10 protein-coding genes are annotated in these 11,644 nt (G+C 64.3%); 6 read left to right on the forward strand and 4 right to left on the reverse strand.

Annotated elements, in window-relative coordinates:
* Positions 1–67 precede the first annotated feature (67 nt).
* Entirely contained in the window at positions 68–1,384 is a 1,317-nt protein-coding gene (locus tag G8O24_RS22495; RefSeq protein ID WP_188103106.1) for a UDP-glucose dehydrogenase family protein, read from the reverse strand.
* A gap of 191 nt (positions 1,385–1,575) precedes the next feature.
* On the opposite strand from G8O24_RS22495, the gene G8O24_RS22500 reads away from it, so the two are divergent.
* Positions 1,576–2,646, forward strand: coding sequence for an acyltransferase family protein (locus G8O24_RS22500; RefSeq protein WP_188103108.1), 1,071 nt, complete (start codon positions 1,576–1,578; stop codon positions 2,644–2,646).
* A gap of 6 nt (positions 2,647–2,652) precedes the next feature.
* Here G8O24_RS22500 and G8O24_RS22505 read toward each other — a convergent pair whose 3' ends face one another.
* The gene (locus G8O24_RS22505) at positions 2,653–3,624 is read right to left on the reverse strand and encodes a quinone oxidoreductase family protein (protein WP_188103109.1); all 972 of its coding nucleotides are present in this window, start codon (positions 3,622–3,624) and stop codon (positions 2,653–2,655) included.
* A gap of 97 nt (positions 3,625–3,721) precedes the next feature.
* On the opposite strand from G8O24_RS22505, the gene G8O24_RS22510 reads away from it, so the two are divergent.
* The 3 genes from G8O24_RS22510 to G8O24_RS22520 all read left to right on the forward strand — a co-directional run bounded on the left by G8O24_RS22510 (position 3,722) and on the right by G8O24_RS22520 (position 8,454).
* Positions 3,722–4,564, forward strand: a complete 843-nt coding sequence (locus G8O24_RS22510) for a LysR family transcriptional regulator (RefSeq protein ID WP_188103111.1) — start codon at positions 3,722–3,724, stop codon at positions 4,562–4,564.
* An 81-nt stretch (positions 4,565–4,645) separates the two neighbouring features.
* Positions 4,646–7,711: a DNA polymerase I gene (polA, locus tag G8O24_RS22515; protein WP_188103113.1), complete on the forward strand. Its 3,066-nt coding sequence runs from the start codon at positions 4,646–4,648 to the stop codon at positions 7,709–7,711.
* A 107-nt stretch (positions 7,712–7,818) separates the two neighbouring features.
* Entirely contained in the window at positions 7,819–8,454 is a 636-nt protein-coding gene (locus tag G8O24_RS22520; RefSeq protein WP_188103115.1) for a LysE family translocator, read from the forward strand.
* A 154-nt stretch (positions 8,455–8,608) separates the two neighbouring features.
* Here G8O24_RS22520 and G8O24_RS22525 read toward each other — a convergent pair whose 3' ends face one another.
* Positions 8,609–9,235 carry a glutathione S-transferase family protein gene (locus G8O24_RS22525; RefSeq protein WP_188103117.1) on the reverse strand — a complete coding sequence of 209 codons (627 nt, stop codon included), beginning with the start codon at positions 9,233–9,235 and terminating at the stop codon, positions 8,609–8,611.
* A 186-nt stretch (positions 9,236–9,421) separates the two neighbouring features.
* Between G8O24_RS22525 and pyrE the strand changes: the two genes are divergently transcribed.
* Both pyrE and G8O24_RS22535 read left to right on the forward strand, forming a co-directional pair.
* A complete protein-coding gene (gene pyrE / locus G8O24_RS22530; RefSeq protein WP_092292810.1) occupies positions 9,422–9,985 on the forward strand; it encodes an orotate phosphoribosyltransferase in 564 nt (187 codons plus the stop codon).
* Positions 9,986–10,138: 153 nt separating this feature from the next.
* The gene (locus G8O24_RS22535) at positions 10,139–10,912 is read left to right on the forward strand and encodes a DUF2865 domain-containing protein (RefSeq protein ID WP_188103137.1); all 774 of its coding nucleotides are present in this window, start codon (positions 10,139–10,141) and stop codon (positions 10,910–10,912) included.
* Between the two features lie 59 nt (positions 10,913–10,971).
* Here G8O24_RS22535 and G8O24_RS22540 read toward each other — a convergent pair whose 3' ends face one another.
* On the reverse strand, positions 10,972–11,403 hold the full coding sequence (locus tag G8O24_RS22540) for a hypothetical protein (RefSeq protein ID WP_188103119.1): 432 nt from the start codon (positions 11,401–11,403) through the stop codon (positions 10,972–10,974).
* Between the last annotated feature and the right edge of the window lie 241 nt (positions 11,404–11,644).

An 11,644-nucleotide genomic window follows, 5' to 3' on the forward strand; every position in this document is an offset into this window, starting at 1 on the left:
CCGTTGTGACGAAGATCGGAGTGACTGGATACCCCGCCTCCGCGGGGTATGACAATCGTGTAACCGATCAGCTTTGCGCTGACGACCGCCCGACACTCTCATAGACGAATCCGGCCGCCAGCATCTCTTCGGGGCGGTAGATGTTGCGGAGGTCGACGACGACAGGCTGCGCCATGATCGTCTTCAGCCGATCGAGATCGAGCGCGCGGAACTGGGTCCATTCGGTGACGACGACGAGCGCGTCGGCGCCTTGCGCGCAGGAATAGGCATCCTCGCAATAAATGATGTTGGGCAGCTCGCCCTTGGCCTGCTCCATGCCGACCGGATCGAACGCCTTCACTTTCCCCCCCATGTCGAGGAGGCCGGTGACGAGCGGGATCGACGGCGCATCGCGCATGTCGTCGGTGTCGGGCTTGAAGGTGAGGCCGAGCACCGCGATGGTCTTGCCGCGCAGGGAGCCGCCGAGCGCCTGGCTGACTTTCCGTGCCATCGCGCGCTTGCGGTTCTCGTTCACGGCCAGCACGGATTCGACGATGCGCAAGGACACGTCGTAATCCTGCGCGATCTTGATCAGCGCCTTGGTGTCTTTCGGAAAACACGAGCCGCCGAAGCCGGGACCGGCATGCAGGAACTTGGTGCCAATGCGGTTGTCCAGGCCAATGCCGCGCGCGACCTCCTGCACGTTGGCGCCGACCTTTTCCGACAGATCGGCGATCTCGTTGATGAAGGTGATCTTGGTCGCCAGGAAGGCGTTGGCGGCGTATTTGATCATCTCGGCGGTGCGGCGCGCGGTGAACATCAGCGGCGCCTGGTTCAGCGACAGCGGGCGATAGATGTCGCCCATCACCTTGCGGCCGCGCTCGTCGGCGGTGCCGACCACGACGCGGTCGGGAAACTTGAAATCGCGGATCGCCGCGCCCTCGCGCAGGAACTCCGGATTGGAGGCGACGACGACGTCGGCGTTCGGATTGGTCTCGCGGATGATGCGCTCGACCTCGTCGCCGGTGCCGACGGGCACGGTCGACTTCGTTACCACCACGGTGAAGCCGGTCAGCGCCTGCGCGATCTCCTTCGCGGCGGCGTAGACATAGGAGAGATCGGCATGGCCGTCGCCGCGGCGCGAGGGCGTGCCGACCGCGATGAATACGGCGTCGGCATCGGCCACCGGCTGCGACAAATCAGTGGTGAAGCTGAGGCGCTTGGCCTTGACGTTGGTCGCGACCAATTCGTCGAGGCCCGGCTCGTAGATCGGGATTTCACCGCGATGCAGGCTAGCGATCTTCTTCGCGTCCTTATCGACACAAACCACGTCGTGGCCGAAATCGGCAAAGCAGGCTCCGGACACCAGTCCCACGTAACCCGTGCCGATCATCGTGATGCGCATGAAAATCCCTGTTTGGCTTGGTTAACGAAGCCCCAATCCGGGGCGGTTTAGCATTTTCCCGTCGGGAAGGAAGAGCCCGCGGCCGGAAACCGGCACGCGATTTGTACCGGTAAAGAAGTCGGAAACCACTGGGCGCCACACTGCCCCACGCCCACACAGGACCCGCGCGAACGCGCCTCGAAATGAGACACATGGCACCATCAGCCACATCAGCTGCCCGCGCGAGGCTTCCCAAAGCCTCCGCGCCCGCGCGCGTCGATTGGGTCGACTACGCCAAGGGTATCTGCATCATCATGGTGGTGATGATGCATTCGGTTCTGGGCGTCGAGCTCGCTGCCGGCAAGACCGGTTTCATGCATGCGCTGGTGGCCTTCGCAAAACCGTTCCGGATGCCGGACTTCTTCCTGATTTCCGGCCTGTTCCTGCCGCTGGTGATCGATCGGGACTGGCGAACCTATCTCGACCGCAAGGTGGTGCATTTCGCTTATTTTTATGTCGTCTGGGTGACAATCCAGTTCGGCTTCAAGGCCCCCGCGTTTGCCGCCGAAACCGGCTGGCGCGACGTCGGTCTGCTCTATCTCGAATCCTTCATCGAACCCTTCGGCACGCTCTGGTTCATCTACCTGCTGCCGGTCTTCTTCGTCGTCACAAAACTGACACGACGCATCCCCGCGCCGGCGATCTGGCTCGTGGCGGCCGCGCTGGAGACCGCCCGCATCACGACCGGCTGGACCGCGATCGACGAGTTCTGCGCGCGCTTCGTCTATTTCTATTCGGGCTATCTGTTCGCGCCTTACGTGTTCGCGCTGTCCGATCGCGCCCGCAATCATCCCGCGCTTGCGCTCGCCGCGCTCGCGGCCTGGGCGATGGTCAATGCCGGCCTCGTCGTATCAGGCGCCAGCGAGTGGAAGATTGTATCGCTCGCGCTTGGCTTCGCCGGCGCCTGCGCCATCATCACATCAGGAACGCTGCTCGCGCGGGCGGGATGGTGCAATTTCCTGCGCTTCTGCGGCGAGCATTCGATCGTGATCTATCTCGCCTTCTTCCTGCCGATGGCGGCGACGCGGACGCTGCTGCTGCGCACCGGCATCATTCCCGACATCGGCACGGTCTCGCTGATCGTCACTGTCGTCGGCGTCCTCGGATCGCTCGCGATCTGGCGGGCTGCGCTGGGGCTCAATGCACACTTCCTGTTCGAGCGGCCCGATGCGTTCTGGATCGCGCCGAAGAAGGCGGCGCCGATGTTGCAGGCGGCTGAATAGACCGCTTCAGGGGCGCAGGAACAAAGCTCCCGTCGTGCGCCCGGATTCAAGGTCCGTCTGTGCCCTCGCCGCGTCCCGCAAGCCGTAGGCTGTGCCGCTCACCTGCAATATGCCATCGGCCATCGCGGCTAGCACCCGCTTGGCAGAGCCGTGATATGCATCGGCATCGTTCGTGTGGGCCATGACGCTCGGCCGTGCCAGCATGAGGCTGCGCCGCGGCCCGAGATCGTGAACATCAACCGGTGGGATCGATCCGGCCGACTGGCCGATGCTCGCAACGACGCCGAAGGGCCGCACGCAGCCAAGCGTCTTCTGCAACGTCAGCCCACCGACGCCGTCATAGGCGATATCGACGCCACGACCGGCGGTGAAATCGGCGACGGCCGCGGCAAAATCGGCGTCGCGCCCCACGATCACCTGAGAAGCGCCGGCCGCGCGGGCGATCTCGGCCTTGGCCGATGAGCCGACGGTCCCGATCACGGTCGCACCTGTTACGCTGGCCCAGCGCGTCAGGAGCTGTCCGAGCCCTCCCGCAGCGCTGTGGACGAGAATTGTCGTCCCCTGGCCGACCGGGAAGACACGATTGAGCAGCATGTCGGCCGTGATGCCCTTGACGAACGCCGCGGCGACCGCCTCATCCGTCAGGCTGGCTGGCAGCTTGACGCAGCGCCATCCGGGCAAATTGCGCTCGGACGCGTAGGCGCCGACCGGCGCACCCGCATAAGCGATACGGTCCCCAATCTCCAGGCCGGTGACTTCAGCGCCCAGCGCCGCAACGACGCCCACCGCCTCGACTCCAGGAATTCGCTCGGGCGGGAGCGCGTAGAGTCCCATGCGCTGATAGATGTCGATGGAATTCACGCCGATCGCGGTCTGCCGCAACCGGACCTCGGCACGGTCTGGCGGTGGCAAATCGGTATCCATCACTTCGAGCTGGTCTGCGCCACCGGGCGTCTTCAATCTCACGATCACGGCCATATCGGGTCCTTCCTGTCGATGACGGAAGGACTATGGAACGGCCTAAAAATCTGCGAAATTGCTCAAATTCGAAACTCTATTGTGAGAATTCGCACAGATGGACTGGACCGACCTGCAGCATTTCCTGGCGCTTGCACGCGAGGGCACCCTGTCCGCCGCGGCGAGGAACCTCAATGTCGACCACGTCACCGTGGCGCGCCGCGTCGCCGCCCTGGAAGCATCCCTGTTGCTCAAGCTCGTCGACCGCAGGCCGCGCAGCTACGAGCTGACCGAGGACGGCAAGCGCATCGCCAAGATCGGAGCTCCGATGGCCGAGACGGCATTCGCGATCGAGCGCGCCGTGCAGGCCTCGAAATCCGGGATCGGCGGCGAAATCACGATCAGCGCGCCGCCGTCGCTGGCCAACGTCCTGATTGCACCGAAGCTGATCCGGCTGCGACGTCTGCATCCCGGCATCAGGATTAAGCTGATCGGCGAGAAACGCACGGCCTCGCTGAATCGTCGCGAGGCCGATCTGGCGCTTCGGCTGTCGCGCCCGACGGAGCCCGGGCTGATTGCGCGCAAGATCGGTTATTTCGAGTTCGCCCTCTACGGCTCGCCCAACTATTTGAAGACGACGCCGCCGCACGCTTTCACATTCGTCGCCTACGATTCCAGCATGGACGAAGCGCCCCAGCAGCGTTGGCTGATGCGCTTCGCCGCCTCGCGCGAAATCGTGCTTCGCACCAACGATCTGGAGAACCAGGCAGCAGCCGCGCGGACCGGCATCGGGCTGGCGGTCCTGCCAAAATTCCTCGGCGAGGCCGACCCCTTGCTGCAACGCCATGATATCGGCGGCCGTCCCGTGGGGCGCGAGGTCTGGCTGGTCGTCCATCGCGACCTGCGCCGCACGCCCACGATACGCGCTGTTGCGGGTTTCATCGAGGACTGCCTGGCCTGACGCCATGATTTGCTGTGCGAGTCGGCAAAATAGCGATCCGCCGAGGCTGTCTTTTGCCGCAAAAATTCATACATTGCGGCCATGCCCAAGAGCTCCCAAAAGACCTCCGCCAAAGTCGACGCCAAGCCCGCTGCTGCGACAGCTGCTGCCAAACCGGTCGCGGCCAAACCGGTAGCAGCCAAGGCCGCTGGAAAAGGCGACCACATCTTCCTGGTCGACGGTTCCGGCTACATTTTCCGTGCCTATCACGCGCTGCCGCCGCTGAACCGCAAGTCCGATGGCTTGCAGGTCAATGCCGTGCTCGGCTTCTGCAACATGCTGTGGAAGCTCTTGCGCGATATGCCCGCCGACAACCGGCCGACGCATCTGGCCATCGTCTTCGACAAGTCGGAAGTCACGTTCCGCAACAGGATCTATCCTGATTACAAGGCGCACCGGCCGCCGGCGCCCGATGATCTGATCCCGCAATTCGCATTGATCCGCGAAGCCGTGCGCGCCTTCGACCTGCCCTGTCTGGAACAGGCCGGCTTCGAGGCCGACGATCTCATTGCCACCTATGCGCGGCAGGCATCCGAGCGCGGCGCCACCACGACCATCGTGTCCTCCGACAAGGATTTGATGCAGCTCGTGAACGACAAGATCGTCATGTACGACACCATGAAGGATCGTCGTATCGGCATCCCCGAAGTGATCGAGAAGTTCGGCGTGCCGCCGGAGAAGGTGGTCGAGGTGCAGGCGCTGGCCGGCGATTCCACCGACAACGTTCCCGGCGTGCCGGGCATCGGAATCAAGACCGCGGCGCAGCTGATCGTCGAATATGGCGACCTCGAACAGCTCCTGTTCCGCGCCCCCGAGATCAAGCAGCCGAAGCGGCGCGAGGCGCTGATCGAGAACGCCGAGAAGGCGCGGATCTCGCGCCAGCTCGTGCTGCTCGACGACAAGGTCGACCTCGAAGTACCGCTCGACGACCTCGCCGTCCACGAGCCCGATGCGCGCAAGCTGATCGCCTTCCTCAAGGCGATGGAATTTTCGACGCTCACGCGCCGTGTCGCCGATTATTCGCAGATCGATCCCTCCAATGTGGACGCCGATCCGGGCTATGCCAGCGGCGCCAGCGTGTTCACGACGCTGCCAGCCTCGGACGTCGTGCCTGCACCAGGCACGGGCGATCAGGTGCAAGCCCGGCCGAACCAGCCCAACAAATCGGCTGGCAAGGAGGACAAGGCCGCAAGCCCGAAGGGTGCGCCGGTCTCGCTCGCCGCCGCACGCGAAGAGGCGCTGCGCAAGCTTCCGGTCGATCGCGCCAAGTACGAAACGATCAAGTCGCTGAAAGAACTCAACGCCTTCATCGCGCGTATCCACGATGCCGGCCATGTCGCGATCGAGATCAAGGCGAACTCCATCGATCCGATGCAGGCCGATCTCTGCGGCCTGGCGCTGGCGCTGGCACCGAACGAAGCTTGTTACGTGCCACTGGCGCACAAGCAAGCCGGTGGCGGCGCCGGCTTGTTTGACGCCGGCCTCGCGCCTGACCAGGTCAAGCACACCGATGCAATCGACGCGCTACGACCGGTGCTGGAATCACCGGGCATCCTCAAGATCGGCTTCGACGTCAAATTCGCTGCCGTCATGCTGGCGCAGCACGGCATCACCTTGCGCAACACCGACGATGCGCAGCTGATCTCCTATGTGCTCGATGCCGGCCGCGGCTCGCATGCGCTGGAATCATTGTCCGAGCGCTGGTTCGGCCACGCCATGCTGAAGGAGAGCGAGCTGCTCGGCAGCGGCAAGGGCAAGATCACCTTCGACCAGGTTCCGATCGACAAGGCGGCGCCGCTGTCGGCCGAAGGCGCCGACATCGCCTTGCGCGTCTGGCGCGTGCTGAAGCCGCGCCTCACGGCAGAACACATGACCACGGTCTACGAAACGCTGGAGCGGCCGCTGGTCTCGGTGCTCGCGCGCATGGAGCGGCGCGGCATCTCGATCGACCGCCAGGTGCTGTCGCGACTCTCGGGCGATTTTGCCCAGACCGCGGCCCGCGTCGAAGCGGAAATCCAGGAACTCGCCGGCGAGCCCGTCAATGTCGGCAGTCCAAAACAGATCGGCGACATCCTGTTCGGCAAGATGGGATTGCCGGGCGGTACCAAGACCAAGACCGGCGCGTGGTCGACCACCGCTCAGGTGCTCGACGAACTCGCCGAGCAGGGCCACGATTTTCCGCGCAAGATCCTGGAGTGGCGCCAGGTCTCGAAGCTGAAATCAACCTACACCGACGCGCTGCCGACCTACGTCAATCCGCAAACCCATCGCGTGCACACGACCTACGCGCTGGCGGCGACCACGACGGGCCGGCTGTCGTCGAACGAGCCGAACCTGCAGAACATTCCCGTTCGTACCGAGGACGGCCGGAAAATCCGCCGCGCTTTCATCGCGACGCCCGGCCACAAGCTGGTCTCCGCCGACTATTCGCAAATCGAGCTGCGGCTATTGGCTGAGATCGCCGACATCCCCGTGCTGAAACAGGCGTTCCGCGACGGCCTCGACATTCACGCGATGACCGCATCGGAAATGTTCGGCGTGCCGATCAAGGGCATGCCGAGCGAGATCCGCCGCCGCGCCAAGGCGATCAATTTCGGCATCATCTACGGCATCTCGGCGTTCGGCCTCGCCAACCAGCTCGGCATCGCCCGCGAGGAGGCGTCGGCCTATATCAAGAAATATTTCGAGCGTTTCCCCGGCATCCGGGCCTATATGGACGAGACGCGGGACTTCTGCCGGAACCATGGCTACGTCACCACGCTGTTCGGCCGCAAGTGCCACTACCCTGATATCAAGGCCTCCAACGCCTCGGTGCGCGCGTTCAACGAGCGCGCCGCCATCAACGCGCGGCTTCAGGGCACCGCCGCCGACATCATCCGCCGCGCCATGACGCGGGTGGAGGATGCGCTCACGGAGAAGAAGCTGTCGGCGCAGATGCTGCTCCAGGTGCATGACGAGTTAATCTTCGAGGTACCCGACGCCGAGGTCGAGGCCACGCTGCCCGTCGTGCAGCACGTGATGCAGGATGCGCCGTTCCCGGCCGTGCTGCTGTCGGTGCCGCTGCATGTCGACGCGCGCGCGGCCACGAACTGGGACGAGGCGCATTGACGGCCGTGGGGTGAGCATGGGGGCCTAATTGTCATCCGAGCAATTGCGCTATGGCCCCATCGCACCGCGCCTATTAAAACCAGTGCATCTCCCGCACCGGTTCAGCCATGCCCCACACCTCCGCCCTGCTCGGCTTCGCCCTCGTCTGCCTCGGTCTCGTGCTCACGCCGGGACCGAACATGATCTACCTGATCTCGCGCTCGATCACGCAGGGACCGGCCGCGGGCCTGGTCTCGCTCGGCGGTGTCGCGCTGGGCTTCGTGTTCTACATGCTGTGCGCGGCGTTCGGCATCACGGCACTGTTGCTTGCGATTCCCTTTGCCTATGACGCGTTGCGCTTTGCCGGCGCGGGCTATCTGCTCTGGCTCGCCTGGCAGGCCGTGAAGCCGGGCGGGCGCTCGCCGTTCCAGGTCAAGCAGCTCGCCATCGACAGCCCGCGCAAATTGTTCGCGATGGGCTTCGTCACCAACCTGCTCAATCCCAAGATCGCGATGCTGTATCTGGCGCTGCTGCCGCAGTTCATCGATCCCTCCGCCGGCAGCGTGCTGACGCAGTCGGTGGCGCTGGGGACGATCCAGATCGCGGTCAGCGTCAGTGTCAATGCGATGATCGCGCTCGCAGCCGGATCGATCGCGCTGTTCCTGGCGAGCCGGCCGAGCTGGATGCTGGTGCAGCGCTGGCTGATGGGCACCGTGCTGGCCGGGCTTGCCGTGCGAATGGCGGTGGAAGCGAAGAAGGTTTAGTTCTGGTCTCGTGTCCCGGACGCGCTGCAGCGCTCTTGCGCTGCTGCGCAGAGCCGGGACCCAAGGCGGCACATACGAAATCGCAGAGGCATGGACCCCGGCTCTGCAGCGCACCGCTTACGCATTGCGCTGCGTCCGGGGCACGATGCGCCGACTAGTCCAGCTTCGCTTCCATGCCGCGTTTCACCGCCGGGCGGGCCATCAGTGCGTCGTACCAGCGCTTGACGTTGGGGAAGTCGGCGAGATCAACCTTGTGGCGAGGATGGCGCCAGGCCCAACCGAGAATGGCGAAATCGGCGATCGAGAGATCGCCGGCGACGAAATCGTGGTCGGCGAGCCGGCGGTCGAGCACGCCATAGAGACGACGGGTCTCGGCCATGTAGCGGTTCAACCCATAGGCGCGGTCCTGCTCGTTCTCGAGCGCGATGAAATGGTGGACCTGGCCGGGCATCGGCCCGAAGCCGCCCATCTGCCACATCAGCCATTCATAGACGGGAATGCGTCCGCCAAGCGATTTCGGCAGGAATTTGCCGGTCTTTTCACCGAGATAGAGCAGGATGGCGCCGGACTCGAAGACGCTGACCGGCTTGCCGTCCGGGCCATCAGGATCGAGGATCGCAGGGATCTTGTTGTTGGGAGAGAGCTTGAGAAACGCGGGCGCCATCTGCTCGCCCTTGGTGATGTTCACCGGGACCACCTTGTAAGGCAGCTCCATTTCCTCCAGCGCGACCGAGATTTTGCGGCCGTTCGGCGTGTTCCAGGTGTGCAGTTCGATGGTCATTCGCCGGTTTCCTTGCCCAGTTTCTTGCCCGAAATAGAGGGCCTCCACCTACTCCAGAAGGTCGCCTCCCCACAACAAGCGGGCCGGGATGGCCGATCCCTGTTGACGGGGGAGGCCCCCTCTGGAATGTCGCGGCCGTCGCGGATAAATTCCGCCACCTCACAAGAACGCCCCCGAGGGACCGCCGTGTCGAAATCTGCCTCCCGCGCCCGCCTGTTCGAAATCATCCGCCGCCGCTCCTTCGGCCGCGGCGAGGTGACGCTCGCGTCGGGCCGCAAGAGCGATTTCTACTTCAACCTCAAGCCGACCATGCTGGATCCCGAGGGCGCGACGCTGCTGGCCGAGCTGACCTATGAGGCGCTGAAGGACGACAATCTCGATTTCATCGGCGGGCTCGAGATGGGCGCGGTGCCGCTGGCGGGCGCACTGGCGCAGATCTCCTGGATCAAGGGCCATCCGATCGCGGCCTTCTTCGTGCGCAAGAAGCCGAAGGAGCATGGCGCAAGACTCGCGATCGAAGGCCTGCCGAAAGGCGAGACGCTGGCCGGCAAGCGGGTCGTGATCGTCGAGGATGTCACCACGACGGGTGGCTCGGCGATGAAGGCCGTGGAATCCGTGCGCGAGACCGGCGCCGAGGTGGTGCTGGTGCTGACCATGGTCGATCGCGAGGAAGGCGCCACCGATACGTTCGGCGCGGCCGGGCTGCCGTTCCGCTCGCTGTACAAGGCCTCCGAATTCCTGAAGGCGTAGCGGGGACGAGGCCTCCTCAACCGCTCATTTACCATCCCGATCTATGGTGAATCATGTGCTGAGACCCCTTGAGAGTTTCGGCCGGGTCGGTAGCGTCGGGTGGAGTAAGCGTTGCGTACGATTGTGTCCTATGCGCGCCGGCGGCGTCGCGCGATGCTTGTGGCCGCCACTCTGGCAAGCCCGCTGCTTGCAGCCCCGGCCCCGGTTTCAGCCGAAGGCCTGTTCGATTTCTTCTTCGGCGGAGCGCAACAGCGGCCACAGCGCGACGTGCCGCAGGCCAACTCCTACGCCGATCCTTTCACCGGTCAGCAGAACCCGGCCGTACAGCCGCAATATGTGCCGCCGACGCGTTCGGCGGCGGCCGGCGGCTCCGGCCCGGCATTCTGCGTGCGCAGCTGTGACGGCAAATATTTTCCGCTGATGCGCGGCCTCGCCTCGCCGGCGCAGATGTGTCAGGCCTTCTGTCCTGCCAGTGCGACCAAAGTGTATTTCGGCTCCTCGATCGACGGCGCCTATAGCCAGACCGGCGAACGCTACGCCGACAGCGAGAACGCGTTCGCCTATCGCAAGGCGCTCCGCGCGGATTGCACCTGCAACGGCCGCGAGCCGGCCGGCCTCGCCCCGGTCGATCTGACGCTGGACGGTTCGCTGAAGGCCGGCGACGTCATCGCCACCACCGACGGCCTGGTCGCCTATACCGGCATTCGCCTCGGCCAAGAGCAGACCGCGGAGTTCACGCCGGTCGCCTCCTATCCCGGCCTGACCGCGCAGGTTCGCGCCCGGCTCGGCGAGATGAAGGTCGCGCCGGTTCGCGCGGACACGGTGGCGGCCGATGCCCCGGCCGCCGAGATCGTGCGCGAGGCGCTGCCGGATGTGACGGCGCCGAAGTCGCCGGCGAAATCGGCGAAGCGTGCGGGGTTGGATTAACTCCGTCTCGTGTCCCGGACGCGGCGCGGCACGCGTTGCGCTTTGTCCGGGGCACAAAACTATCTCCCGATGATCACCCCGATCACATTCGGCGCGGCCAGATATTTCTCCTCGATCGCCGCGCGCGCGGCAGCGCGATTCTCGGCCGTCAGCAGGCCGCGCTTCTCGGCCAAAATCATCCAGCAGAAACCCCACCAGTCGGTCAGCATGCCGGTCTCGCCGACGAGGTCGTAACCCTGCTCCGCCGCAAAGATGCGCGCATGCGCTTCGTCCAGCGTGTCCAGAAAGTGATGATCCGCGGCCGTGAACAGATCGTCGCTGATGTCGTCGATGGTGTAGCCCCAGATCGACTGGCACACCGCGTTGAACTCGCGGTCGAACTGGTCGTCGTCGATCCTCTGGCGCCGCGCCGCCTGGTGCAGCCGCGACAGCGACCGCGCGAAATCAGCGATCCGGGTGAGGGCAAATTGATCGAAGGCAATGGTGGACATGTAGTCCTCGCAAGGTCTGACAGACCCTAGATGTTGTGTCGGCAATGCGCCGAATCACAATGATATATCAAAGACTTGCTAAAGTGTTCTTAATTTGTTCTAATAACTATACAATGTCGTCCCGGCGAAGGCCGGGACCCATAACCACCACTGTCAGAGAAGATGCGAGAGATCGCGCCAATCCGGATTTTCCTGCTCAATCAAGCGAATCTTCCAGTCACGTTGCCATTCCTTCAGTGCC

This window comes from Bradyrhizobium campsiandrae, assembly GCF_014529705.1.
Taxonomy (GTDB): Bacteria; Pseudomonadota; Alphaproteobacteria; order Rhizobiales; family Xanthobacteraceae; genus Bradyrhizobium; species Bradyrhizobium campsiandrae.

What these genes read in the sequence shown, in the direction of transcription:
- G8O24_RS22495 (WP_188103106.1), bottom strand. Translation starts at nt 1,384, where the DNA reads ATGCGCATCACGATGATCGGCACGGGTTACGTGGGACTGGTGTCCGGA.
- G8O24_RS22500 (WP_188103108.1), top strand. Translation starts at nt 1,576, where the DNA reads ATGGCACCATCAGCCACATCAGCTGCCCGCGCGAGGCTTCCCAAAGCC.
- G8O24_RS22505 (WP_188103109.1), bottom strand. Translation starts at nt 3,624, where the DNA reads ATGGCCGTGATCGTGAGATTGAAGACGCCCGGTGGCGCAGACCAGCTC.
- G8O24_RS22510 (WP_188103111.1), top strand. Translation starts at nt 3,722, where the DNA reads ATGGACTGGACCGACCTGCAGCATTTCCTGGCGCTTGCACGCGAGGGC.
- polA (WP_188103113.1), top strand. Translation starts at nt 4,646, where the DNA reads ATGCCCAAGAGCTCCCAAAAGACCTCCGCCAAAGTCGACGCCAAGCCC.
- G8O24_RS22520 (WP_188103115.1), top strand. Translation starts at nt 7,819, where the DNA reads ATGCCCCACACCTCCGCCCTGCTCGGCTTCGCCCTCGTCTGCCTCGGT.
- G8O24_RS22525 (WP_188103117.1), bottom strand. Translation starts at nt 9,235, where the DNA reads ATGACCATCGAACTGCACACCTGGAACACGCCGAACGGCCGCAAAATC.
- G8O24_RS22535 (WP_188103137.1), top strand. Translation starts at nt 10,139, where the DNA reads ATGCTTGTGGCCGCCACTCTGGCAAGCCCGCTGCTTGCAGCCCCGGCC.
- G8O24_RS22540 (WP_188103119.1), bottom strand. Translation starts at nt 11,403, where the DNA reads ATGTCCACCATTGCCTTCGATCAATTTGCCCTCACCCGGATCGCTGAT.